A 24,175-nucleotide genomic window follows, 5' to 3' on the forward strand; every position below is an offset into this window, starting at 1 on the left:
TTATTATCATCCCTCATTGGCTCACTTTAGCTCTGCATTCTTCCACAATGCTACCCGGAAAGGCGTTATAATATTTTTTAAAAACACCCGTATAGTCTTCCACTCTCAGCGTTTTTCAGGTGTGGTCCGGGCGTTTTAAGAAGGTGCGAGATGAAGATCAAAAAAGCGGTTTTCCCTGCCGCGGGCTTCGGGACCAGGTTCCTGCCCGCCACCAAGGCTATCCCGAAGGAGATGCTCCCGCTCGTTGACAAGCCGCTCATCCAGTACGGGGTCGAAGAGGCCAAGTCATCGGGCCTCTCAGAGATAATCATCGTGACCGGAATGGGCAAGACGGCGATCGAAGACCATTTCGACACCTCGTTCGAGCTTGAAAAACTCCTTCAGGAAAGGGGCAAGACAGAGCTCCTTAAGATGATAGAGGCGGTCTCCGGCCTGGTCCATTTCGCCTACACGAGGCAGAAAAAGCCCCTTGGGCTGGGCCATGCCATAGGCATAACCAGGAACCTTATCAATAACGAGCCATTTGCCGTTTTCCTGGGGGACGATATAATTGTCTCAAAGACCCCGGTCATGAAGCAGATGATCGAGGCCTACAAGAGGTTCGGCACCTCTATCCTCGCGGTACAGACGGTACCGAGGAGCCAGGCCCACCTCTACGGCGTGATAAAGGGGAAAAAGATCGGCCCCGGCATATACAGGGTCATGGACCTTGTTGAAAAGCCGCAGGGCAAGCCCCCCTCAAACCTTGCTATAATAGGCAGGTATATCCTTACCCCGGGCATCTTCAGCGCCCTTGAGGAGACGAAGCCTGGCAAAGGCGGGGAGATACAGCTCACTGACGCGCTCAGGATACTTGTGCGCACGCAGGAAATATACGCCATCGAGTTCGAAGGGACAAGGTATGACGCCGGGGACAAGCTGGGCTTCCTCAAGGCAAACGTCTCACTTGCGCTTAAGCGGCCGGAGCTCAAGGCCGATTTCAAGAAGTTTTTAAGAGACCTCAAGTTCTAAGGGGACGCTGAAAATATGGCGAAGATATCCAGGAAGCCACCCAAAACAGCGGTCAGGGTCGAGCACCTGAACGAATTTCTCTTCGAGTGCGCGGATGACGCCACGGGGCTCCTTTCACCAGAGCCCATTACCCATATCCCGACCCTTGACATGTTCTCCACGCCGGACGAGCTGATCGTAGAGGTCGAGCTCCCCGGGGTAAGAAAAGAGGACATCGACATAAGCCTTTCAAAGGACACCCTCACCATAAAGGCGGTAAAGTTCGAGTGCTTTGAAGAGGACAAGATAAACTACGTATGCATGGAACGGTCATTCGGCAGGCTGTTCAGGTCCCTTGACCTGCCATACCCGGTAGACACGGCAAAGGTAAGAGCCAGCTACAGGGAAGGCATCCTTACGATTACGCTCCCGAGGGTTCAGGACAAGCGTAACTCGACCAAAAAGGTGCCGATAGAATCCATTTGAAAGAGGAGAACTGAACCTAAATGGCAGAAGAGAGAAGAGAAGAGGAGCAGCTGGAGATACCGGACGTACTGCCGCTCCTGCCGGTAAGGGATGTAGTCATATTCCCGTTCATGATAGTCCCCCTTTTCGTGGGGCGCGAGCGCTCGATAAACGCCGTGGACGCGGCCCTTACAAAGGACAGGCTTGTCTTCACGGCCACGCAGAAGGACATAACCAAGGAAGACCCGGAGCCGGAAGACCTGTACACGTCAGGCACCGTCTGCATGATAATGAGGATGCTGAAGCTCCCGGACGGCAGGGTGAAGATACTCGTCCAGGGCCTGAGCAGGGGCAATATCGCGAGCTTCGCCCAGACCAGGCCCCACTACTCGGTAGCGATAGACAAGATAAAAGAGCCGCCGGTAATAGAGCTTTCGCTCGAGGTGGAGGCCCTCATGAGGACCGTGAGGGAGCAGCTCGAAAAGCTCTCCTCCCTTGGCAAGGTCGTATTCCAGGAAGTAATGATGGTCCTGGACAATATCGTGGACCCGGGCAGGATGGCCGACCTTGTCGCCGCCAACCTTGGGCTCAAGATAGACGAGGGGCAGTCGGTCCTTGAAACGCTCGACCCGGTAAAGAGGCTCGAGAAGGTGAACGAGTACCTTGTCAAGGAGCTCCAGGTCGCCCAGATGCAGGTGAAGATTCAGTCCCAGGCCAAAGAGGAGATGGACAAGAGCCAGCGGGAGTATTACCTGCGCGAGCAGATGAGGGCTATAAAGAACGAGCTCGGCGACATAGAGGAGCCCTCCGAAGAGCTTGAAGAGCTCAGGGACAAGCTTAAGAAGGCGAAGATGCCGCAGGACGTCGACAAGGAGGCCATCAAGCAGCTCGACAGGCTCGAGATGATGCACCCGGACGCGGCGGAAGCAGCGCTCATCCGCACCTATCTCGAATGGCTCGTCGACCTTCCGTGGGCAAAGCAGACCAAGGACACCCTCGATATAGAAAAGGCCCGGAAGGTGCTCGACACCGACCACTACAACCTTGAGAAGGTGAAGGAACGGATACTCGAATACCTCGCCGTAAGAAAGCTCCAGCCCAAGACCAAGGGGCCGATACTCTGCTTTGTCGGCCCCCCTGGCGTGGGCAAGACCTCGCTCGGCCGCTCCATAGCCAAGGCCATGGGGAGGAACTTCGTCAGGATTTCCCTCGGCGGCATAAAGGACGAGGCCGAGATACGGGGGCACAGGCGCACATACGTCGGGGCGCTCCCCGGGCGTATAATACAGGGCATAAAGCAGGCGGGGACCAATAACCCCGTCTTCATGATGGACGAGATAGACAAGATCGGGATGGACTTCAGGGGGGACCCCTCCTCGGCGCTCCTCGAGGTACTCGACCCGGAGCAGAACTACGCCTTCAGCGACCATTACCTGAACATCCCCTTCGACCTCTCGAAGGTGATGTTCATAACAACGGCCAACATGACCGACCCGATACCGGAGCCTCTGCTGGACAGGATGGAGCTACTCAACCTGCCCGGCTACACCGAGGAGGAGAAGCTCGAGATAGCGCGCAAGTTCATCGTGCCCAGGCAGATAAAGGAGCACGGGCTCGCGAAAAAGCTCATAACCTTCCCAGACGTCGCGATAAAGAAGATCATCTCCCAGTACACAAGAGAGGCCGGGCTCCGGAACCTCGAGCGCGAGATAGCGTCCATCTGCCGCAAGGTCGCCAAGAAGGTAGCCTCAGGCAGGCAGTCGCAGACGGTCATCACCCCGCGTATGGTACAGGAGTTCCTGGGCATCCCCAAGTTTATCCCGGAGAGCGAGCAGGAGTTCGACGAGGTCGGAGTGGCTACAGGGCTTGCCTGGACCCCGGTCGGAGGCGAGATACTCTACATAGAAGCCACCATAATGAACGGCAAGGGGCAGCTTACGCTTACCGGCCACCTGGGCGACGTCATGAAAGAGAGCGCGCATGCCGCCCTCTCCTACGCGAGGTCAAGGGCCGACATGTTCAAGCTCAAACCTGATTTCTATAAAGACCTCGACATCCATATCCATGTCCCGTCCGGCGCCATCCCCAAGGACGGCCCCTCGGCAGGTATAACCATGGCCACCGCGCTCATCTCCGCCCTCACGCAGACCCCGATAGACAAGGACATAGCGATGACGGGCGAGATCACGCTACGCGGCAGGGTGCTCCCGGTCGGCGGCATAAAGGAAAAGTGCCTGGCGGCCCTCCGGGCCAAGATAACAAATATCATCATCCCGGAGCGCAACAAGAAGGATATCGAGGACATACCGAAGGACATAAGGAAGAAACTCAACTTCACCTTCGTCAAGCACATGGACGATGTACTGAAGGTAATATTCAAGAAGCACAAGGTGCCGGGGGGCCGGAAGATAAGCCCAAGAAAGATCAAACCTTCCGGGCGCAAGCACGCGAGGCCCTGAAGATGCATGCCTCTTAAAAAGCTCGGCGAAGACGCGTTCATAAAGGGCCTTGCCGAAAGATTCAAGTCGAGGCACCCCCGCCTGTTAAAGGGTATCGGCGACGATACCAGCGTTACCGCGCAGGCAGGGGGCAGGGCCCTTCTCGCCACGACCGACATCCTCGTCGAGGGCACGCATTTCAGGCGGGACTATACGCCCGCCTACCTTCTCGGGAAGAAATCCCTATCGGTTTCGCTATCGGATATCGCCGCCATGGGCGGCTCTCCCCTTTTCTTTCTCGTCTCCATCGCCCTGCCGCCTGATATCGGGAAAAAATTCCTGGACGAGCTCTACAGGGGGCTCGCGGATGTTTCCAGCAGGTGGGGCTGCCGCCTTGCCGGCGGGAATACCGCAAGGACCCCTGACGGCATCATGGTATCGACGACCGTCTTCGGCGAGGCGGCCGAAGACGAGATCGTCTACAGGAAGGGGGCGCGCTCAGGCGACGTCATCTTTGTGACCGGGACGCTCGGCTCTTCTGCCTTAGGCCTTAAGGTGCTTGGCGATCACGGCCCAGGGTCGTTAAAGCGCGGGCCGTACAAGGGCTCTGTAGCAAGACACCTCGACCCGGAGCCGCGCCTCAAGGCCGGAAGGGCGCTGGCCGAGTCCCGCCTTGCAACCGCCATGATGGACATAAGCGACGGACTGGCCCTCGACTTGAAGAGGCTCTGCCTGGAGAGCAGGAAGGCCGCTGCCGTTTATTTAAGCTCCATCCCTATTTCCGAGGAGTTGAAGAGGTACGGGGAGAAGACGGGCAGATCGCCCAGATTGGACTTCGCCCTTACCGGCGGAGAGGACTATGAGCTCCTTTTCACCTCACCTGAAGAGAATATCCCAAGGCTTTCTGCCCTGTCCAGAAAGCTCTCTCTACCGTTTACGCCCATCGGAAAGATACTCTCGGGGAGAGCCAGGAGGACCGTAACGGTCATCGGCGAGGACGGCAGCCCCTTTGTGCTTAAGAGGCTGGGCTTCGAGCATTTTTAAACCTGTCTCACCCGTCACGCCCCGGCCTGACGACCCTTTGCGAACAGGGGGTCTTTTCAATCTAACAGGATGTTGAAAAAGTCCGTCCAGGACTTTTTCAACATCCTGTCCCTGGATTGCTTAGCAGTCTGTTTTTCAACACACTGCTAAAGTTATTCATCTTGAGCGTCGAAATAACAAAATGCGGTCCATGAACCGGGCCAACTGTCGATTGACATTGGATTTAAAAGAGAATTATAATAACCATCGTTTAAAAACGAAAGGCGCTCAGTGGGCATAAAAGTACCTATCGGCTATAAGTTCATACTCGGCTTTATCGCGGTCGTCGCTGCCGCGGCCTTTGTGCCGGGCCTCGTCGAGAAGCTCGATGTAGCCGAGTGGATGAAACAGCCGCTAAGTTTTCTCATCGCAATACTCATAGGCCTCATCCTTGGCTCTGTCTTCACCCGGAGCTTCACAAGGCACTTCAACCGCATCACCAATATGGCCCGGAAGATAAGCAAGGGCGACCTCACCGGCTCGGGCGACCTGGAAGATGGCCAGCCAAGGCTCGTGAAGGATGAGATGGCAGACCTCGCCGAGGCCGTCTCTCTCATGTCTGCGAGCTTGAGGGCCCTTGTCGAACAGATAAGGTCCACCGCAGGGGAGCTCTCCGAGGCGCAGGAATCCTTCTCGTCGGTCGTGGCCAAAGGGCATGAGACCTCGAAGGAGGTCATCTCCGGGACCTCCGCCATCTTCGACGGCGCGATAGAGCAGGCCAATCACGTCGGTGACGCCTCCTCGACCGTGAAGGCGATGGCAGAGCTCGCTGACGACGTCGCCGGCAAGGTGACGGAGAGCGCCAACGCCTCACAGAAGGTCAACACGATGGTCCAGCGCGGCGCGATGGCAGCCACCTCGGCGATGGAGAAGATGGAGACCATATTTAACGGTATAGAGAACACAGAGTCCGCCGCCATACGGTTGAAGGAGAAGATCGGCGACATACCGAAGATACTCGACGTCATAACACACATATCGCGCCAGACCGACCTGCTGGCCTTGAACGCCACCATAGAGGCCTCCAAGGCGGGAGAGCACGGCAGGGGCTTCGCCCTTGTAGCCGAAGAGGTAAGGCGCTTCGCCGACAACACCAACAATAGCGTTGAAGACGTCTCGCTTATCGTAAAGCAGCTCCGCATGGAGGTCGAGCGCGTCGTCTCATCGGCGAGCGAGGGCACCTCCAACCTGAAGGGCGGCAGGGACGACTTGCGGAAGATCCGCGAGATACTCGTTGACATAACCAACTACACCGCCGATGTGGCGGAGAAGGCCAACTTAATCCTCGGGCTTACCCACAAGCAGAAGGAAAAGGCCGGGAAGACGGTCGATATAATAGAACAGGTGGCCAACATAGCGCGCGAGAACCTCTCTTCTACGGAACGCGTGGAGACGGCGGTTGAGCGCCACGGTGCCGCCATAAGCGAGACCATGGCGGCCTCCGAGAAGCTCTCGGCGCTCTCTAAGGAGCTTAAGGCCGTTGTGGCCAGGTTTACGCTCTGATGCATGAGGGAGACTATCTCGTAATAGCCCTTGAAGCCGGGAGGTTCGCCCTCCCTACCGCCACGGTGGCCGGGGTGGTAGAGGTAGCAGAGCTGCCGTTTCTGCCAGGCAGGTCCGGCTTCGTGACAGGCATGATATCCTTCAGGAACGAGCCGGTCACAGTGATAGAGCTTGCCGGGGCGCTCGGCGACTTTTCAGCCAGGCCCGTAGCGGCGCACAAGGTCATAGTACTAAGGGAAAAAGGGCGCGCCCTCGGGGTGGACATAGGGGATTCAGAGATATCTTTTCACTGGAATACCGAGACAGGCAAGGTCACCGGCGAAAGAGGCCTTTTTACCTCCGGCAGGATATACGACAGCGAGAACGCCATCGACATCATAGACTGGACAGCTCTTTTCAACGAGACGACAAGGATACTTTCGGCGGATGATGGCAAAAAGAGTCCTCATAGCAGATGATACCGCGTTTTTCAGGGCCGCGCTCAAGGAGATACTCGGCAGGGCCGGTTACGAGGTGGTTGGAGAGGCGACGAACGGGGCAGAGGCACTGGAGCTGGCCCGCGGCCTCGCGCCCGACCTCGTCATACTCGACGTGGTCATGCCCGTAAAGAACGGCCTTGAGGCCGCCAAGGAGATATCGGCCCTCAACCTCCCGCTCAAGATCGTCATGTGCACCTCTCTCGGCTATGAGCCGATAGTCGAGGAGGCCGTAAGGTCCGGGGCCTCCGGCTACATAATAAAGCCACTCTCAGAGGCTAAGGTCTTGAATACCCTGAAGAGCATAATTTGACAGGCTGCTAAAAAAAATAGATTTTGTTCAGGCTGCTCAAAAAGCTCCATATGCGAGGCCCAAATTAAATCGGGGAGCGAGGAATGAGGCGTACTTTTTTGAGTACGCCGCAGTGACGAGCTTCTGAAGACAACAAAGCTGATGGACTTATTTCATGCCTGTCAGCGATAAGCCACCCACTACATGGACATCTCCAAATACAAGGGAATATACCTGCAGGAGACAAAGACCCACCTCTCGGAGATAGAGGCCGGCCTTCTCGCGCTCGAAAAAGACCCGGCTGACAAGCCCGTGCTTGACGCCCTTTTCAGGCACTACCATTCCATAAAGGGTATGTCGGCCTCCATGGGATATACTCCCGTCACAAGGCTCGCGCACGCCGAAGAGGACCTCCTCGACAAGCTCCGCTCAAACAAGATTACCCTTAACAGCCGGATGGCATCCGTGCTCCTCAAGTGCCTGGACGCGCTCCGCTCCCTTACCGATAAGGTCGAAAAGGACGAGCCTCTCGACCTTGAGCCTGAGCCCCTTTTAAAGGAGCTTGAGGAGGCCGCATCCGGAGAGGCTCCCACGCTTCCGTCAGCGCCTTCAGGCGCCGCTCCTCAAAAGGCGGCCTTGAGGCTCTCGGACGTCATGAAGGTGGAAGGACGGGTCTTCGACGACCTGCTCGCGACCGTCGGCGGCCTTTTCATGGCGCTCTCGTCCTTCAAGGCCCTTTCCCATTCCTCGCGCTCGATAGAATTCAAAGAAGGGGTCTACGTCCTCGGCAAATCGATAAGCGCCCTCCACGACAGTATCCTCTCGGCACGGATGCTGCCGCTTGAGGACCTTGCCGCCGGCCTTCCGAGACTCATAAGGGACCTTACAAGCGGCTCCGGCAAGGAGGTCACGCTTGCAACAGAGGGCATGGAGATAAGCCTCGACAGGGCCATACTGGAAGGCCTATCCTCGCCGCTCGTCCACATTATAAGGAACGCTGTAGACCATGGCATAGAGACCGCGCAGGAAAGAGCGGCTGCCGGGAAGCCCGCGGTTGCGACCATCAGGATAAGGGCATATACAAGGAAGGACAGGGCGGTAATCGAGATATCCGACGACGGCAGGGGCATAGACAGGGAAAAACTCAAGGAGAAGGCGTTAGCCAGCGGCATCCCGGAAGAGAAGCTCGCCTCAATGCCGGAAAGCGATTTCCTGAAGCTCGTCTGCCTTCCCGGGCTCAGTACCGCTGCCGAGATCACGGCGACATCCGGCAGGGGAGTCGGCATGGACGTTGTAAAGGACTCTGTAGAGGCCCTTGGCGGCGCCCTCGACCTCGAGTCGACCCGCGGCAAAGGTACCAGTATAATAATGGCGATACCGAGGACCACCTCGATAACAAAGGCCCTCATCGTAAATATTGGACCTGAGGCCTTTCTCCTGCCCATCTCAAAGATAGAAAAGGTAATAGAGGTCAGCAACGGAGATATCGAGAGGGGAGTCTTTAGCTTCGATGGGGCAGAGGTGCCTGTCATAAAGCTTGCCGCGCTATTCGGAATAGCTGAAAAAGAGAGTGAGATACATACCCTTGTAGTGGTTGACGGAGGGCTCTCCCTGGGCGGCTCCGGGCATCTCGCGGCCCTCAAGGTGGACGACTTCGGGGACGAGATAGACGCTTACGTAAAACCGCTTCTGCCGCCCATATCAAGGCTTTGGGGGGCATCGGGCTTGACGATCATGGGTGACGGCAGGCCTGTATTCCTCCTCGACGTGCAGCAGATAATCTCAAAGGCGCTCGCAACAGCGTGAAGATATGAACGTAAAGGTACTTAAAAAACTCCTCGAAGGCGTAAAGAAGGGGAATGTCGAAGTCGCGGAGGCCCTCGACGCCTTGCGCAAGCTCCCTTTCGAAGAGCTTCCCTTCGCCACCCTCGATTCCCACAGGGCGCTTCGCCAGGGCTTCCCGGAGGTCATCTTCGGCCAGGGCAAGACCATCGCCCAGATAAAGGCCATTATTAAAAGCATGCTTGGCAGAAAAGAGAACGTGCTCATAACAAGGCTTCAGAGGTCAAAGGGCAGGGCCTTGAAGAAGGCCTTCCCCAAAGGCGAGTACAGGGAGATATCAGGGACCTTTTTCATAAAGTCAAACCCGGTGAAGCCGACAGGCAAGGGGACTGTGCTCGTCATCTGCGCGGGCACCTCAGACATCCCTGTTGCCGAAGAGGCCTCTACGACCGCCGAGTGCATGGGCAACAGGGTAAAGCGCCTCTATGACGTAGGTGTTGCCGGGATACACAGGCTCCTTCACAAAAAAGAAGAGCTATGGGATGCCAACGTGCTGATAGTGGTGGCAGGCATGGAAGGGGCCCTGCCAAGCGTGGTGGCCGGTATGGTCGCCAGGCCTGTCATAGCCGTACCGACGAGCGTAGGCTACGGGGCCAACCTCGGCGGCATCACGACCCTCATGGCGATGCTCAACTCCTGCGCCGCGGGGATATCTGTCGTGAATATCGACAACGGATTCGGCGCGGCCTACGTGGCGAGCCTTATAAACAGGGAATAGGTATTGATCGAGATGAAGACCATCTACTTCGACTGTCCAATGGGCGTAAGCGGGGACATGTTCCTCGCCGCCCTCATAGACCTTGGTGTTGACCACAGGATGATACTCCGCGAGCTAAAGAAGCTTCCCGTGGACAGAATAGATGTCGAGGTAAGGAAAGAGACGCGCCATTCGATAACAGGCACGTCATTCAGGGTAAAGCTCCATGAGGCCCATCACCACAGGAGCTTCAGGGACATCAAGAAGATAATCTCTGGAAGCAAGCTGAAGCCCGCGGTCAAAAAACTCGCCACCGATATATTCAGGTTGATAGCCGAGGCCGAAGGCAGGATACACAATGTAAAAACAGAGGCCGTCCACTTCCACGAGATAGGCGCGATGGATTCCATCATTGACATCGTAGGCGCGGCGATAGCTGTAGATTCACTTAAAGCCGACAGGGTCGTATGCTCACCGCTACCCCTGGGCACCGGCTGGGCAGATACCATGCACGGCCGCATCCCGATACCCGCGCCAGCTACGTTGGAGATATTGAAGGGCGTGCCCATTGCCCAATCCACCGCCCCGTTCGAGCTTACGACCCCGACAGGGGCGGCGATAATGAAGACCATAGCCTCCTCTTTCGGCCCCATGCCATCCATGACAATAGAAAAAGCTGGCTACGGCGCGGGGAAAAAGGACTTTAAAGAACGCGCCAACCTCCTGCGCGCCCTCCTCGGCTCTGCTGAAAATGGCACTGGAGACGAAAAGGTCTACGTCCTCGAGACAAACATAGACGATATGAGCCCGCAGGTGGCCGGGTATCTCCTTGAAAAGCTCATCTCAGCCGGCGCGCTCGACGCCTTCTACACACCCGTCCAGATGAAAAAGGGGCGGCCTGGCGTGCTGCTTACGGCGCTTGCCGCCGCCACCGACAGGGAGAGGCTTCTTGAGACTATCTTCGCGGAGTCCACCTCTATCGGAATACGGAGCTACACTGTCGAGAGGCGCTGCCTTGAGAGGAAGAGCTTTAAAGTAAAGACCCCTTACGGTAACGTCTCCGTCAAGGCCTCTTACCGCGCCGGGATTGCCGTCAATATCCAGCCGGAATATGAGGAATGCCGCGCGATAGCGGAGAAAAAGGGCGTGCCCCTTAAGATCATAATCGATGCCGCCAGGGCCGCCGCCATTAAGACTATCAGATGAAGCAGTCCTTAAAACTTTTACATCTTGGGTTGACTAAAGTCACACATCTCATTATAATACGTTGCTATAATTCTACCTGGAACCAAAAAACCAGGGACACTTGCCTGATGACCCTCCATATATCCGATAACAAGACAGGACATCCATGCTGATACGCTGCTGGGGCTCGCGAGGGTCCATCCCGGTATCGGGCAAGGATTACATAAAGTACGGCGGAGACACCACCTGCGTCGAGGTCATAAGCAACTCGGGTGACCTCATCATAATAGACGCGGGCACCGGCATAAGGCGCCTCGGCAAAAGGCTTGTGGCTGAGGGCCAGCGAAAGATGCACCTCCTTCTCACCCACGGCCATTGGGACCACCTCTCAGGCTTTCCGTTCTTCAAGCCGATCTACAGGAAAGAGAGCGAGATAAAGATATACGGCCCGGAGACCACCCAGGACTCTCTCAAGAAGATCATCTCCAAGACCATGACCGCGCCAAACTTCCCTGTGGAGTTCGAGGACATAAACGCGGACATAAGCTTCCTCGGTATGGGGCCAAAGAGCTACTCCATAGGCTCCGTCAACATCAGCACCATCCCGTTGAGCCATCCCAACCACGGGCTGGGCTACAAGCTCGAAGAGGACGGCAGGTCTTTCGTCTTCCTTACCGATAACGAGCTTGCCTTCCGCCACCCCTTCGGGGTCGGCTACGACGACTACAAGCGCTTCTGCGAGAAGGCGGACCTTCTCTTCCATGACGCGGAGTATAAGAAAGAGGAGTACGAAAGCGAGACAAGGGGCTGGGGCCATTCGACCTACCTCGACACGCTCGATCTCGCGATCGGATCCGGCGTTAAGAGACTTGGCCTTTTCCACCAGAACCAGGACAGGACAGATGCCCAGGTGGACGAGATAGTCAGAGAATGCAAAGAGGTGATAAAAAAGAAGGGCTCAAGCCTTGAGTGCTTCGCGGTGGCTGCGGGGACAGAGGTAAGTCTTTAGCGGGGTTGAGCGAAGGTATGGATTGGCTGCTTGCCAAAGAACTCAAGATCACGTCCAGGCTGATAAAGGGACCCGCATGGGTCCCTTTATTTATTACTACTCCCTTATCTCTCTCGGCACGCCGGCTATCGTCGCCCTTCTCTGCAGCTCCTCATACTCCGACCTGAGTTCGGTGAGCTTTCTCAGGTCCTCCGGCAACTCTTCCCTGTAAAGGTTGTACTGGGCGACGTGCTCTGGCGCGTAGACCTGCCCGAACCTCCTGCCCCCCTCGTAGACCTCCATGAACTGGGTTTTAACGCTTATCGCCGACTGCATCTCGTTTATATCGTTCTTCTTCTTGATGAACGACTGCCGCCACCATTCGAGGGTATTGTCGCCGTAGAGCAGATTCCCAGGCTCCGCGCCGAGCGGCTTCGGGGTAGTCATCTCAAGCCCAGGCGCCCCCTCCTTGGGCTCTTCCTTGATTATCCGTACCTTGGCGCGGTACTCCTGCGGGACCTTCTCCATGCTGTCGGTTATGTGAACGGTCCCCGCCATGTCGGTCCATTGGTACAGGTCGGCGAAGGCCGGGGCGGCGGCAAGGAGCATTGAAACCAGAAAAAATAGGAGCCTCATGATGGGACCTCTTCTGTTTTTATTAATTCCCTCAAAATAATCTCCCTGACCCCTCTTTATGAAAGAAGGGAACCCAAAATATCATCTCTTCAATCAGATATAGCTGTATGTAACATTAATGGTGAACGGCCGCAGGGGCGACCTGTGCCGTCATTAAAAAAGTATAATCTATAGCTCCCCTTCAGTCAAATATGCCCTCGCGTCAAGACGCCTGCCGTCGGTCTCAAAGAAAACGGCCCCGCTTGCGTCTGTCCTGATGATACGCGCGCCAGCCGCGGAATACCTATCGAGCGCCTCCTGGTGGGGCTGCCCGAACGCGTTCCGCCTGCCCGCGGATACGACCACAAACCTTGGGCTTACCATAGAAAGAAACCCCGGGCTCGATGAATATTTCGAGCCATGATGCGGGGCCTTGAGGACGGTAGCGGCCACAGGTTTATTCAACAGAAGCTCCTCCGCCTTCTCCCCGATATCGCCTGTAAAAAGAAAGCTCTTCCATCCGTAGCTGACCCTCATCACGACCGACTTATCGTTCATGTCAAGGGCAACGCCTTCCGCCGGGGGCAGGATATCGATGGACGCCCCGCCTATCTCTTTTCTTCCGGGCAGATCCTTAACGTTCCTTACAGGCACACCAGTCCTGCCGAGGGCCGCCCCAAGCTCTCCGATATCCCCGTCTCCGTTCCACCAGAACTCACCCACATGAAAATTATCCACAATGAACTTGAGGCCGCCCATATGGTCCTGCTGCGCATGGGTCAATACCATGTAATCTATCCGCTTTATGCTTTTTATCCTCAAGAACGGGGCAACGACCCTTTCCCCGGTATCGTAATCCGGGTTGTTGCTCCCGCCCCCATCTATGAGCATGGTCTGGCCGTCTGCGAACTCTATGAATGATGAATCGCCCTGACCCACGCTTAGAAAAGTGACCCGTAGCCCCGCTGGAGGGTCCTCCGTCAGATAGCCCCTTGCCGCGTAGCTCGCCACCAGTAAAAACGCCGCTGCCAGCGCCGCGTATCTCATCGCTGTCCATCTGCCCATAGAGGCGATAGAGAGCGCAAAGGCGTAAAAAAAGGCTATCTCATGGAGCGCTGGCGGGGAGACCCAGGCAGAGGCAAACGGGAAGAAGGAGAAGAACTCGACGACGATGGCTATTATATTGAAGGTAAAGTCAGCTATATGGAGGGGGATGAGGGCTATCGTTGAAGATACCGGTAGAATGACTGCTGACATAAATAGAAGCGGGACGACAATACCGGAGAGCGGCACCACGGCCAGATTGGCCGCAAGGCCTACCATCGAGACCCTGTGGAAGTGGTACGCAAGCACAGCAGATGTGCCGATGCCAGCCGCGACGGTCATGAGCGCTATCGGCAAGAGCTTTCTTTTGAGGAATAACATGGCCCTCTCCCCTCTATTTGCCTGCCCTAACGTATCTTTACCAGCACCGATTTTATTTAATAGCCCTTCCATCCATGGCACAAGGACTATGATAGAGGCGACAGCCGCAAAGGTAAGCTGAAAAGAGACGTCCCAGACCGAATATGGCGCTATGGCCAGGATTATAATGGCGGCCATGGCGAGCGTATTGAGATAGTCCTTTCCCCTGCCGATAACGAAGGAGGCCGTAAAGGCGAGGACCATTATGACCGCCCGCTGGGTCGGCGACGGAAAGCCCGCCAGCATGCCATAGAAGAAGACCGGCGCCGCCGAAATAGCGAGCGCGGCCTTCCTGACGTTCACCGCAAGGAGAAGCCTCTCAGACCTCTTCATGAGAAAGAGGATAAGCCCGTATGAGAAGGCCGCCACCATGCCGACGTGCAGCCCGGAGATCGACAGGATGTGCGCTGTCCCCGTTGCAGCGAACGCGTCCTTTAGCTTTTTGTCTATGCCTCCCTGCCCTGAGATGATGAGCGCCTTGAGCGGCTCGCCGTTGCTGAGCCCGCTTGAGTCTATGAATCTTCCTATGCGGCTTCTCATCTCGTCGATTGGGATAAGGCCGGGGCGCTTAAGAGAGACGGTCTCTATGAGCCTCTCGCTCTTTATGTAGCCGGTAACGAAGACGCCTTTTCTCTCGAGAAACTTCCTGTAATCGAACTCACCGGGGTTGCCGAGGTTCCATGGCTCGTCAAGTATGGCCATCGTCCGTATCCGTTCCCCGGGCATGATGCCTGCCCTGCCGTTCACGCTGAGGAGGGCCTTCCCGGAAGATGCCTCCCAGCCCCCGGGGGCGCGGTACCTTTCGACCTCAAGATAAAATCTCGTCCTCTTGCCGGACGGCTCGACCTGAAGCACGCGCCCTTCGAGCACATGGCCCGCCTTTTCGGTGAATAAACTCTCCCTCTGCACGCGGCTCAAGATATGCTCAGGGTCTATATCAGGGCGCGAATACGGGATTATAAAGAGCGCGCCTGTGAAGAAGAAGGCCGGGACGGCCGCGAGGCGGCTGAACCTTAGCCCCGATTGATAAGAGGCCGCCAATATGATGACGGAAAAAAAGATGGCTGAAAGGACAAGCCCATAGGACCAGCACAGGCTCTCCGAGACGATTATCCCGGAGATGAAGGAAATGGCGACAGGCACAAGTGGGCGCATAGGAGTGTGGCGGGGATGGGACCTTTGTAACACATGAGAGGCTTCTTTTGAACTAAAAACTGGATACCGCGCGGCTTGACGGGCCATCAGCCCGTGAGAGGGGATGATTGGAGGCTACTCCTGGGCCATACGGCCATGGCCGTATGGCCGTATGATATCAGCCTAACCCGGCTATTTTACGATGAGGTTGTTCTTAACCGATTTGACTCCAGAAACACCTGCCGCAACCTCTCCCGCCTTTTTGACGCTTGCCTCCGACTCAACAAAACCGCTTAGCTGGACCGCCCCTTTGTAGGTGTCGACATTTATCTGAAGCGCCTTCAATGAAGGTTCTCTTATGATCTCGGCCTTTACCTTGGCTGTGATAGCCGCGTCATCTATATACTCCCCGGTGCTCTTTGTCTTCTCAGTGGAAGCGCATCCCGTTAAAATAGTTATCAGCACGACACATGCAAAGTATCTCAAGATACGATCAGGCCTTATCATATCGCTCTCCTTAAAGGAATTTTGAACGACTCCTGTTACACCGGCTAATTTAATGTTAGCTCACTTTGCCGGCCAGTCAAGCTTCGCAATAATCATATGCCGGGCAAAAAAAATGGCCTCCCCGTCAGCCCCGCAAAGCATCGTATATAATCAATCTGGGAGGTGAAATGAACATGGATAATTTTTCTACAGAGAGAGAGAGAGAGAACTGAGTATATGGAAAAATCAAGGTATCTGGATATCATCTTCGAGCGAGTTCCGGAAGGGCTCGCCATAATAGATGCCGAAAAACAAAGAGTAGTCCTTGTAAGCAGATACGCGGCCCGGATAGTGGGCCGCTCCAGAGAGGAGCTTGAGGGAGCGACAGAGGATGACCTGATAGAGAGATGGGATATCTTTAAAAGCGACGGAGTATCAAGGCCAAAAAAAGAAGAGTTCCCTATCTTCAGAACGCTGACAAAAGGGGAATGCATCGAAAACGAGGAGTGGATCTTCAGAAAGCCGAACGGGGCGAGGGTCTGCATCCTCATGAACGCATGCCCTGTCTTTGACGAAGGTGAGGTAACCGGCTCCGTCATCTCCTGGGTAGATATAAGCGAGCGAAAGGCAAACGAGGAGAAGCTCAGGGTCCTCAACGTCGACCTCAACGAAGCCCTCAGGAAGGTAAAGGTCTTAAGCGGGATGATGACGGTGTGCGCATCCTGCAAAAGGATCCAGGACGACAGAGGCCACTGGGAGACGATTGAAAAATATATCGCGGAGCGCTCAGAGGCGGAATTCAGCCACAGCATATGCCCGGACTGCGCCCAAAGGCTTTACGGGGATTCCGGAACGGATGACATATCATAACCGGCAATCTTTTCTTGCCCTGCTCAAGGCTTCTCGCCGGCATCCGCCCCTTTAAGCTTCTTTATCTCATTCGCGAGCTTCTCGGTTATCCCGGGCACTGAGAGAAGCTCGGATAAAGGAGCGTTCACCATCGAATCAAGGTCGCCGAACCTTTCAAAAAGCGCCTTTTTCTTCTTCTCCCCGATCCCCGGGACCCGGTCTATGAGCGAGGCCACCTCTTTTGACCTGAGCTTCCTGTGGTAGGAGATGGCGAACCTGTGTACCTCGTCCCTTATCCTTCTTACGAGAAGGTCGGGCCTTGAGCCCTCCTTGAGGAGTATGGGCTCTTTAACGTTCGGGATGAATACTCGCTCGCCCTTCGATTTAAGCCCTTTTCTCTTTAAAGACTCGTCGTCCCTGTCCTTCGCGAGCGCCCTCACCTCTACCCCAGTGACCCCAAGCTCTTTTAAAACCTCAAGGGCTATGTTGAGCTGCCCTTTGCCGCCGTCTACCAGCACAAGGTCTGGCAGCACCAGGTCTGGCGGCACCATGCCTGGCATCGAAAGGGCCCTTTCAGACTCGCCGGCCTCCCCCCTTGAGAACCTCCGCGAGAGCGCCTGGTGCATCATGGCGTAGTCATCCGGCCCCTCCAGCCCCTTTATCTTATAGAGCCTGTACGAGCCCTTCTCCGGAGAGCCGTCCTTGAACGTGACCATCGCGCCCACAGGGTGCTTGCCCCCGATGTTAGAGATGTCGAAGGCCTCTATGTGCCTCGGCGTGCCCCTGAGATGGAGCCTCGCCTTTAGCTCTTCGAGTATACCGGCCTTCGCGGACGAGGCCTCGGCCCTTCTCCTCAATGCCTCGCGGGCGTTTGAGGCGGCCATCTCAAGGAGCTTGACCTTCTCCCCGCGCTCGGGCAGGGTAACAGCCACTTTTTTCCCCTTCTTCTCCGATAGCCACTCCTCTATAACCGCCTTGTCATCGAGCCTCACCGGCACGATGGCCTCGTCCGGTATGAAGCGCTCGCCACGGTAGTACTCAGCCACAAAAGACGATATTATCTCCGTGTCCGGAAGGCCCGCGTCGTGGAAGTAATAGTCGTTCCCGCTGGTGAGCCTCCCCTCCCTGATAAACAGGGCCTGCAGGACGACAGAGTCCTTCTCCCGCACGAAGGCGAAGACGTCCTGGTCGATAGACCTGTGGGTTACGACCTTCTGCTCTTCGAGCATGCCTTCTATTGCGAGCACCCTGTCCCTAAGCCCTGCCGCCTTCTCGTACTCAAGGGCCCTTGAGGCCTCGCTCATCTCCTCCTTCAGTTTTCTTATAAGCTCCCTGTTCTTCCCCTCAAGGAACATGATGGCGTTATCCACCAGCTCCCTGTAGGCCTCTTCCGTTATAAGGCCCACGGCAGGGGCAGGGCAGAGGCCGAGCTGGTAGTCGAGGCAGGGCCTTACCCGGTTCCTGAACTCGCCTTCCGAACAGACGCAGAGCGGGAATATCCTGCGGATGAACTTTATGGTATCGCGCACCTCGCGGGCGGAGATATACGGGCCAAAGTACCTCGAGCCGTCCTTCTTCCTCTGCCTTGTGACGAGTACGCGGGGGAACTTCTCGTTTACGGTTATCCTTATGCTCACATAGGTCTTGCTGTCCTTCAGGCGGATGTTGTACCTGGGCTTGTGCCGCTTGAGAAGGGTGTCCTCGAGAAGGAGCGCCTCCTTCTCGTTGGTGGTAACGATGTAGTCGATATCGCGCACCTTCGAGGAAAGGAACCTGACGGTATAGCGCCCGTCCCCGCCCGTCTCCCTGAAATACGAGCGCACCCGGGACCGAAGCTCCTTTGCCTTCCCGATGTAGAGGACCTCCCCCCCGGCGCCCTTCATGATATAGACGCCAGGAAGCGCGGGCAGCTTCGCGAGCTTCTCTTCGATATCGATAGTCATAATTTATATTATGGCATAGAAGATTTCCGTATTACAAATCTGTATTTATAAACTTCTCGCCATTTTCAGAGTTTATTGCAATAAGACACTCTTGCGCTCTGCCGCGCTTTTTTGGGCATAAGGCTCGCTTTCCGCCACCTTCCTCCTCGCTCGCCCCTTTCCCTACCCTGCACTGAGTGCGTAATGCCAGAGATCTCAAGGCAAATAAAAAACCCTGCCCGATTCCGGCAGGGTTCCTTGAATATTTACTGAAAGATTCTGATCTCCCCCTTTTCTAAAGGGGGACTAAGGGGGATTATTGTGAGACATTAAATCGGGGAGCGAGGAATGAGGCGTACTTTTTTTGAGTACGCCTCGGTGACGAGCTTCTGAAGACAACGAAGCAGATGGACTTATTTCATGCCTGTAACCTTATTGGGCCGCCTTGGCCCTTTCGAGGTACTTCCCTTCAGTCGTATCGACCCTTATTACCTCTCCTGCCACTATAAAGCCGGGGACGTTGACGACAAGGCCGGTCTCAAGGGTGGCCGGCTTCTGCGAGGCGGTTACCGTCGCCCCCTTCATGAAAGGGGCGGTATCGACGACCTTGAGCTCCACCACCTTGGGCGGCTCCACGCCGACAGGGGCGTCGTTATAATACTCGATCATGAACTTTATATTGGGGATCAGGTAATAGACGTTATCCCCGAGCGTCTCCTTTGAGAGGGCGACCTGCTCGTAGGTCTCGCTGTTCATGAAGTGGTAATCGCCGCCGTCGTCGTAAAGGTACTCCATTTCGTGCTGCTCGAGCTGGGCCTTCTCTATCTTGTCCTCCGAGCGGAACCTGTTCTCGGCGCTTGAACCGGTCTTCAAGTGCTTGAGCTTTGTCTGCACCATGCCGCGCCAGTTGCCGGGCGTAATATGCTGGACCGAGGCGACCCTGTACGGCTCGCCGTTAAAAAGGATCGTCATCCCGACCCTCAGCTGTGTTGCCGCGATCATGTAAGTATGCTGCTCCTTTCGGCTTGTATCAACGAATTATAACATACGGGCTTGCCTATTTCACTACTTAATGTGCTTCGCGACCAGCTCCCTGGTACCCTTTGCGCTGAGCCTGTCGAAGTACAGGTCGACCTTCTTCTCGACCTCCGAGCAGATGGCCTTTCTCCGGGCCTCGTCCATGGTCCAGACCCTCTCCTTGAAAGGCCCGAAGCCCTTCTTCCTGGTCTTGTAGATGAACTGCTCTTCGGTATCCGTTGCCTTTCTCTCATCAGAGTGCTTCTCGGCAAGGTGCCTGTATATATCCTTCTTCAGGTCATCGGGGAAGGCCGGGTTGTCATAGACCATGTTCTGGAAGCCGGTTGCAAGGTGCACCTCGGAGGCCCCGTTCCTGGTAAAGAGGTCGAAGGCGTCGTCAGGCAGTGTAGAGGCCCCGTGCTGTACTACTCCGGAGAGATGATAGACCTCCCTTGCGACCTTCGAGAGCCTCGCGATGGTATCGAAGTCGACCTTTACCTTCGCTATGCTGCCGTCAGGAAGGACGACACCGCCGTGGGCCGTGCCTGTCTGGATGCTTATCTTGCTTATGCCCTTCCTGCCGCTGGGGAGCGCTGAAAGGAAGCCGTCCATGAAGGCCCTCAGCTCTTCCTCGGTCGAGTTCTTCCCGCCGACCTCGCCTATCTCGCCGCCTACGGAGACCGTTATACCGGCAGGCTCGTTCTCTCTTATATAAGCGGTAAGGGCCGCCGTGGTCTCGAAGTTAGGCCTCTGCTGCTCTATTACCGAGGGCCTGGCAAGGTCTACTACTGTCGAGGCGTCTATGTCGATATTGTAGAAGCCGCCATCTATCGCCTCTTTTATGAGCTTCTTGAGGTCGGCCACCTCTGCGTCCCTGTCCTGCGCGTACTTCTTCGCGTTGACCTGGAAGTGGTCGCCCTGTATGAAGACCGGCCCCCTGTACCCCTCTTTTATGGCGGCGGCTATGCAGCAGGCAGAATACTCCGCCGGCCTCTGCTCCGTATACCCTATCTCGCTTTTGGCTATCTCGAATATGAACGCGCCGGAGTTATGCTTGATGGCCGACCTGAATATGGCGCGCGCGGTGTCATAGGTAAGACCCCTTATGTTTATGGCCGGGACCGTGAAGCCGCCGCATTCCCCCCTGCCCATGGCCTCGTATAGCCCCTGAATGGAGGCCGACTTTATGCCGAGGCTGCCGCCGATGAACTTTATAAGCTTCCTTGAGACGTCCCTCACTTCAGCGTTGGAGCTGAAGACGGCGTTGTAGATGAGCCTGTCTATCGCTGAGGCGCGCAACAGCTTCTCGTCGAGCACCTCGACGGCGCCTTCCCTGATTTCCTTGACGGCCCCCTTGAGAGCGTCATACAGACCGCCTATGGATTTAAACTCCATAATAACCCCTCCTTTCGCCACCTAAAGGTCAATCCGTTTTTTTATAGTAAACTCTGTAGAGTCTTTCAGTAGAGAACCCGGCGTAATAAAGAAAAAGGAGGATAAGGTTCCCGAAGGCGTTCCTTATAATACCCTTGTTCTCCCAGCGCCTTGGCGAGGTGAGAACGCCGGACCTTAAAAGCACCACACTGCCATGGACCCTTAACCTTCTAACACAATCGACATCTTCCATCAAGCGGAGTTTCCTGAAACCACCGGCCCCTATAAAGGCATTTTTCCTTGAGAAAATGGCCTGGTCCCCGTATATGAGCCCGAAGAGCCCTGCCCTCAGGTTCACCATTGCCTCAAGGAGCCTGAAGCGGAGCCCGGGGGCATCCACCACGAACCTGAACGCCCCGGCAACGGCCCTATCGTCTTTTAGCGCCATGTCAACGTGCTCGCGCCACCCCTCCGGGAGCCTGCTATCGGCGTGCAGGAAAAGGAGTACGTCGCCGCTTGAGACCTCGGAGGCCGCGTCCATCTGCCCCCCCCTGCCTCTTGGCGCTTTTATGACCTTCGCGCCGGCCAGGATCGCGGCTTCGGCCGTCCCGTCAGAGCTGCCGCCGTCGGCCACTATCACTTCTTCGGCAGCGCCCGCCCTGCCTGCCCCCATAGCTGAGCGGATGGCAGCCGCGACATGGCCCGCCTCGTTCAAGGCCGGTATTATAACGGAGATTTTCAAACTGTCCTATTATAGCAGAGAAAAAAATGAGGTGAAAAAGGGACCGCCACTTTTAAGACAGGAGTTTTTGGGCCAGTTCGAGGAGTTTTTTAGGCTCAAAAGGCTTGAGTACGTAAGGGCAACCACTCCTTGCGAGGAAGTCCTTCACGTCCTTGCTGAAGACGTCCCCGGTGAGTATTATGACCTTGTCAGCGAGATAGGCATGCTTCTTGAGGATATTGTCATAGAGGTCGGTCCCGCCGTAGCCGGGCATCCTCACGTCGGTCACTACGATGGCGAACTTCTCCTTCTCCAGGATGTCGAGGGCCTCGCGTCCGTCCCTCGCGGTCTGGACCCGGAAGCCGTTCCTGCCGAAGATATCCTCAAGCGTCTCTCTTATGGACTTCTCATCGTCCACTATCAGTATCTTCTTCCCGTCAGGCGGGCTCGCCTTCGAAGGGCCGGGAACGACCGATAGACCCGTGTCGGCCCACTCGTGCTTTTCAACTATGGGGAGATCGACCGTCACCACGGCGCCGCCCTCCTCCGGGCTCGATATGTCGATAGTCCCGCCGTGCTCGGTCACTATACCGTGCGTTATGGACAGGCCCAGGCCAGTGCCCTTGCCTACCTCTTTGGTCGTAAAGAACGGGTCGAATATCTTGTTGATGACGTCCCTCGACACGCCCGGGCCGTCGTCCTTGAACGTTATCCTGATCCTGCCCCCGTCGAGGCGCGTGGATATATCTATCCGGCCCTTGCCTTTCGAGGCCACCATGGCGTCCTCGGCGTTATTTATGATGTTGATGAAGACCTGCTGCATCTGGAAGAGGTCTACCATGGTCCTCGGCAGCCGCTCCGCGAGGTCGAGGGAGACCAGGATATTGTTAGCCTTGAGCGAATACTCGCGCAGCTCCATCGTATGTCTTATTATCTCGTTTATGTTCTGGAACTCCCTCTCGGTCTTCTTGGCCCTCGCGAACGTCAGCAGGTTCTGGACTATCTTCGCGGTCCGGAGCGACTCGTGGTAGATCTTCCGGAGCTTGTCCTTTATGTCGTCGAGCTTTTTGTCCCCCGGGGTGTCCATCAGTATCTGGCTGAAGCCCATGATGCCCATGAGGGGGTTATTGAGCTCGTGCGCTATTCCGGCGACGAGCTTTCCAAGGCTGGAGAGCTTCTCTGAATGCAGCAGCTGCTCACGCAGGAGCTTCTCCTGGGTTATATCCCTCGCGACGTGCACGCTCGCCCATACCTTGCCCTCGTCGTTGAAGACCGGGAAGGTCGTGAGGCTATAGCTCCCTTCGAAGACCATGTCTTCGAGCTCGACGCAGCCTATCTCGCCGGTGGCCATGGTCTTGGCGTGAGGGCAGATATCCTTGGCGTCCTTCCTGCAGTAGAGCAGGTCATAGCACTTGCGCCCGATAAGCTCCTCAGGGGTGGAGTTGAACTTCCTGGCAAGGGCCTTGTTTATCTTTATTATCCTGTACTCGCTGTCGTGTATGGAGATGAGGTCCTGGATGGCGTCGAACGTAGCGACCCACTCCTCCTTGCTCTTTATGACAAGCGCGAAGAGCTTGGTGTTCTCCTCCGCCCTCTTCTCAAGCGAGTCGAGCATGCTGTTGAAGGCGTTCGCCAGGTAGCCTATCTCGTCCTGAGCGTCGACCCTTATCCTCTCGTTTATCCCGGCCTTGCCGTCAGCTATCCTCTTTATGACCTCGACGTTTCTCCTTATGGGGCCGGTTATCGACTTCTGGATAAGCAGAGAGAGCAGGATGCCGCCTATGGAGATGGCGAAGAAGCCCGATAATATCCACTGGTTCCTGCCCTTGGCGAGCGCGTCGTACATATCCGCAAGAGAGGTCCTGATGACGAGTATGCCCCTTGCGCCCTCGCTCGTGTGGCAGCTCTTGCACTTCGGCTTCCTCTCGATAGGCTGCAGGTAGGTAAGGAGCGGCTGGCTGCCGGTCCTGTCTATATAGTATGTATCGCCGCTTTGCCAGTCCCGGCTGAATTTGGCGAACGCCTCCTTGAACTGGGGCGTGCCGACCCCCCTGGCGACGTTGTACTGCTCGTCCGGGTGGTCTGATAGCCACTCTGTCCTGGTCTCGCCGAACTCCCTTTCCACGGCGGTGATGGTCTTGAAGTCCTTGAACGCCTCCTCGACCCCGTTGCTCCTTACGATGAAAACACTCTCTATGCCGTGGGTCTTTGATATCGACTTTACGAGATGGCGCGCGAGGTCTGCCCTTTCCTCGAGCATGTCTTCGTAGATGGCGGTAAGGATAGGCTGGGACATGAACCTGGAGGCCCGGAGCTTCTCATCGAGAAGCTCCCGCTCCTTGTTCCTGATCTCCCAATATATGGAGATGACAACGCCGACGGTGATGAGCCCGACGATAAGGACGAGGATCCTGGAATGTAAGCTCTTCTTAAGCATACCTGTCAACTGCTACGCGAGATAAGACCGTCAGAGGTGCTAGATGCCCCAAGCCTTAACAATACGGCGGCCCGGTGGGGGTTAATCCGTGTTTTCCCTGGTTTTGCTGCTAATTTATCCTTATCGGATGAAATTTGAAATATTTTAGCTGATTTTGACGAAGGCAGGTAGGAAAAAATGGGCCGGACCGGACTTTT

20 protein-coding genes are annotated in these 24,175 nt (G+C 56.0%); 12 read left to right on the top strand and 8 right to left on the bottom strand.

The features are described 5' to 3' along the window. The first annotated feature begins 150 nt into the window (after nt 1-150). The 11 genes from A2V21_306060 to A2V21_306110 all read left to right on the top strand — a co-directional run bounded on the left by A2V21_306060 (nt 151) and on the right by A2V21_306110 (nt 11,980). On the top strand, nt 151-1,011 hold the full coding sequence (locus tag A2V21_306060) for a UTP--glucose-1-phosphate uridylyltransferase (GenBank protein ID OIJ73867.1): 861 nt from the start codon (nt 151-153) through the stop codon (nt 1,009-1,011). Between the two features lie 15 nt (nt 1,012-1,026). Further along, on the top strand, nt 1,027-1,476 hold the full coding sequence (locus A2V21_306065) for a hypothetical protein (protein OIJ73868.1): 450 nt from the start codon (nt 1,027-1,029) through the stop codon (nt 1,474-1,476). A 20-nt stretch (nt 1,477-1,496) separates the two neighbouring features. Continuing rightward, entirely contained in the window at nt 1,497-3,914 is a 2,418-nt protein-coding gene (locus A2V21_306070; GenBank protein ID OIJ73869.1) for an endopeptidase La, read from the top strand. Between the two features lie 6 nt (nt 3,915-3,920). Further along, a complete protein-coding gene (locus A2V21_306075) occupies nt 3,921-4,937 on the top strand; it encodes a thiamine-phosphate kinase (GenBank protein ID OIJ73870.1) in 1,017 nt (338 codons plus the stop codon). A 270-nt stretch (nt 4,938-5,207) separates the two neighbouring features. Continuing rightward, nucleotides 5,208-6,479 (top strand): hypothetical protein, encoded by a 1,272-nt coding sequence (locus A2V21_306080; protein OIJ73871.1) that lies wholly within the window; start codon nt 5,208-5,210, stop codon nt 6,477-6,479. After that, nucleotides 6,479-6,937 (top strand): hypothetical protein, encoded by a 459-nt coding sequence (locus A2V21_306085; GenBank protein OIJ73872.1) that lies wholly within the window; start codon nt 6,479-6,481, stop codon nt 6,935-6,937. The genes A2V21_306080 and A2V21_306085 overlap by 1 nt, the downstream gene beginning before the upstream one ends. After that, nucleotides 6,909-7,268, top strand: a complete 360-nt coding sequence (locus A2V21_306090) for a hypothetical protein (protein OIJ75075.1) — start codon at nt 6,909-6,911, stop codon at nt 7,266-7,268. Before A2V21_306085 ends, A2V21_306090 begins: the two co-directional genes overlap by 29 nt. 183 nt (nt 7,269-7,451) lie before the next feature. After that, nucleotides 7,452-9,053: a hypothetical protein gene (locus tag A2V21_306095; GenBank protein OIJ73873.1), complete on the top strand. Its 1,602-nt coding sequence runs from the start codon at nt 7,452-7,454 to the stop codon at nt 9,051-9,053. A 4-nt stretch (nt 9,054-9,057) separates the two neighbouring features. Beyond that, on the top strand, nt 9,058-9,807 hold the full coding sequence (locus tag A2V21_306100; protein OIJ73874.1) for a 1-(5-phosphoribosyl)-5-amino-4-imidazole-carboxylate carboxylase: 750 nt from the start codon (nt 9,058-9,060) through the stop codon (nt 9,805-9,807). A gap of 12 nt (nt 9,808-9,819) precedes the next feature. Further along, nucleotides 9,820-10,992, top strand: coding sequence for a TIGR00299 family protein (locus A2V21_306105; protein ID OIJ75076.1), 1,173 nt, complete (start codon nt 9,820-9,822; stop codon nt 10,990-10,992). A gap of 145 nt (nt 10,993-11,137) precedes the next feature. Continuing rightward, complete coding sequence (locus A2V21_306110; GenBank protein ID OIJ73875.1) at nt 11,138-11,980, top strand: metal-dependent hydrolase; 843 nt, start codon at nt 11,138-11,140, stop codon at nt 11,978-11,980. A gap of 96 nt (nt 11,981-12,076) precedes the next feature. Here A2V21_306110 and A2V21_306115 read toward each other — a convergent pair whose 3' ends face one another. The 3 genes from A2V21_306115 to A2V21_306125 all read right to left on the bottom strand — a co-directional run bounded on the left by A2V21_306115 (nt 12,077) and on the right by A2V21_306125 (nt 15,679). Continuing rightward, nucleotides 12,077-12,595 (bottom strand): hypothetical protein, encoded by a 519-nt coding sequence (locus tag A2V21_306115; protein ID OIJ73876.1) that lies wholly within the window; start codon nt 12,593-12,595, stop codon nt 12,077-12,079. Between the two features lie 168 nt (nt 12,596-12,763). Continuing rightward, nucleotides 12,764-15,193, bottom strand: a complete 2,430-nt coding sequence (locus tag A2V21_306120; GenBank protein OIJ73877.1) for a DNA internalization-related competence protein ComEC/Rec2 — start codon at nt 15,191-15,193, stop codon at nt 12,764-12,766. 171 nt (nt 15,194-15,364) lie between these two features. Next, nucleotides 15,365-15,679, bottom strand: a complete 315-nt coding sequence (locus tag A2V21_306125; protein OIJ73878.1) for a transporter — start codon at nt 15,677-15,679, stop codon at nt 15,365-15,367. Nucleotides 15,680-15,895: 216 nt separating this feature from the next. Here A2V21_306125 and A2V21_306130 point away from each other — a divergent pair, with 216 nt between their 5' ends. Next, nucleotides 15,896-16,528 (top strand): hypothetical protein, encoded by a 633-nt coding sequence (locus A2V21_306130; protein OIJ73879.1) that lies wholly within the window; start codon nt 15,896-15,898, stop codon nt 16,526-16,528. A gap of 23 nt (nt 16,529-16,551) precedes the next feature. Here the strand turns inward: A2V21_306130 and A2V21_306135 are convergent, their stop codons facing one another. From A2V21_306135 to A2V21_306155, 5 genes are all read right to left on the bottom strand, one after another. Beyond that, on the bottom strand, nt 16,552-18,450 hold the full coding sequence (locus A2V21_306135) for an excinuclease ABC subunit C (GenBank protein OIJ73880.1): 1,899 nt from the start codon (nt 18,448-18,450) through the stop codon (nt 16,552-16,554). 411 nt (nt 18,451-18,861) lie between these two features. After that, nucleotides 18,862-19,431 carry an elongation factor P gene (locus A2V21_306140; GenBank protein ID OIJ73881.1) on the bottom strand — a complete coding sequence of 190 codons (570 nt, stop codon included), beginning with the start codon at nt 19,429-19,431 and terminating at the stop codon, nt 18,862-18,864. Nucleotides 19,432-19,494: 63 nt separating this feature from the next. Next, entirely contained in the window at nt 19,495-20,841 is a 1,347-nt protein-coding gene (locus A2V21_306145) for an aldolase (protein OIJ73882.1), read from the bottom strand. 28 nt (nt 20,842-20,869) lie between these two features. Then, on the bottom strand, nt 20,870-21,562 hold the full coding sequence (locus tag A2V21_306150; protein OIJ73883.1) for a hypothetical protein: 693 nt from the start codon (nt 21,560-21,562) through the stop codon (nt 20,870-20,872). Nucleotides 21,563-21,614: 52 nt separating this feature from the next. Next, nucleotides 21,615-23,978 carry a hypothetical protein gene (locus A2V21_306155; protein OIJ73884.1) on the bottom strand — a complete coding sequence of 788 codons (2,364 nt, stop codon included), beginning with the start codon at nt 23,976-23,978 and terminating at the stop codon, nt 21,615-21,617. Between the last annotated feature and the right edge of the window lie 197 nt (nt 23,979-24,175).

This window comes from Deltaproteobacteria bacterium GWC2_55_46 (genome assembly GCA_001595385.3).
Taxonomy (GTDB): Bacteria; Desulfobacterota; GWC2-55-46; order GWC2-55-46; family GWC2-55-46; genus UBA5799.

Excerpts from the sequence above, each read along its gene's own strand:
- A2V21_306105 (OIJ75076.1), top strand. The coding sequence starts at position 9,820 with ATGAAGACCATCTACTTCGACTGTCCAATGGGCGTAAGCGGGGACATG.
- A2V21_306155 (OIJ73884.1), bottom strand. The coding sequence starts at position 23,978 with ATGCTTAAGAAGAGCTTACATTCCAGGATCCTCGTCCTTATCGTCGGG.
- A2V21_306120 (OIJ73877.1), bottom strand. The coding sequence starts at position 15,193 with ATGCGCCCACTTGTGCCTGTCGCCATTTCCTTCATCTCCGGGATAATC.
- A2V21_306115 (OIJ73876.1), bottom strand. The coding sequence starts at position 12,595 with ATGAGGCTCCTATTTTTTCTGGTTTCAATGCTCCTTGCCGCCGCCCCG.
- A2V21_306100 (OIJ73874.1), top strand. The coding sequence starts at position 9,058 with ATGAACGTAAAGGTACTTAAAAAACTCCTCGAAGGCGTAAAGAAGGGG.
- A2V21_306145 (OIJ73882.1), bottom strand. The coding sequence starts at position 20,841 with ATGGAGTTTAAATCCATAGGCGGTCTGTATGACGCTCTCAAGGGGGCC.
- A2V21_306075 (OIJ73870.1), top strand. The coding sequence starts at position 3,921 with ATGCCTCTTAAAAAGCTCGGCGAAGACGCGTTCATAAAGGGCCTTGCC.
- A2V21_306065 (OIJ73868.1), top strand. The coding sequence starts at position 1,027 with ATGGCGAAGATATCCAGGAAGCCACCCAAAACAGCGGTCAGGGTCGAG.
- A2V21_306095 (OIJ73873.1), top strand. The coding sequence starts at position 7,452 with ATGGACATCTCCAAATACAAGGGAATATACCTGCAGGAGACAAAGACC.
- A2V21_306125 (OIJ73878.1), bottom strand. The coding sequence starts at position 15,679 with ATGATAAGGCCTGATCGTATCTTGAGATACTTTGCATGTGTCGTGCTG.
- A2V21_306090 (OIJ75075.1), top strand. The coding sequence starts at position 6,909 with ATGGCAAAAAGAGTCCTCATAGCAGATGATACCGCGTTTTTCAGGGCC.
- A2V21_306135 (OIJ73880.1), bottom strand. The coding sequence starts at position 18,450 with ATGACTATCGATATCGAAGAGAAGCTCGCGAAGCTGCCCGCGCTTCCT.
- A2V21_306060 (OIJ73867.1), top strand. The coding sequence starts at position 151 with ATGAAGATCAAAAAAGCGGTTTTCCCTGCCGCGGGCTTCGGGACCAGG.
- A2V21_306085 (OIJ73872.1), top strand. The coding sequence starts at position 6,479 with ATGCATGAGGGAGACTATCTCGTAATAGCCCTTGAAGCCGGGAGGTTC.
- A2V21_306140 (OIJ73881.1), bottom strand. The coding sequence starts at position 19,431 with ATGATCGCGGCAACACAGCTGAGGGTCGGGATGACGATCCTTTTTAAC.
- A2V21_306130 (OIJ73879.1), top strand. The coding sequence starts at position 15,896 with ATGGAAAAATCAAGGTATCTGGATATCATCTTCGAGCGAGTTCCGGAA.
- A2V21_306110 (OIJ73875.1), top strand. The coding sequence starts at position 11,138 with ATGCTGATACGCTGCTGGGGCTCGCGAGGGTCCATCCCGGTATCGGGC.
- A2V21_306070 (OIJ73869.1), top strand. The coding sequence starts at position 1,497 with ATGGCAGAAGAGAGAAGAGAAGAGGAGCAGCTGGAGATACCGGACGTA.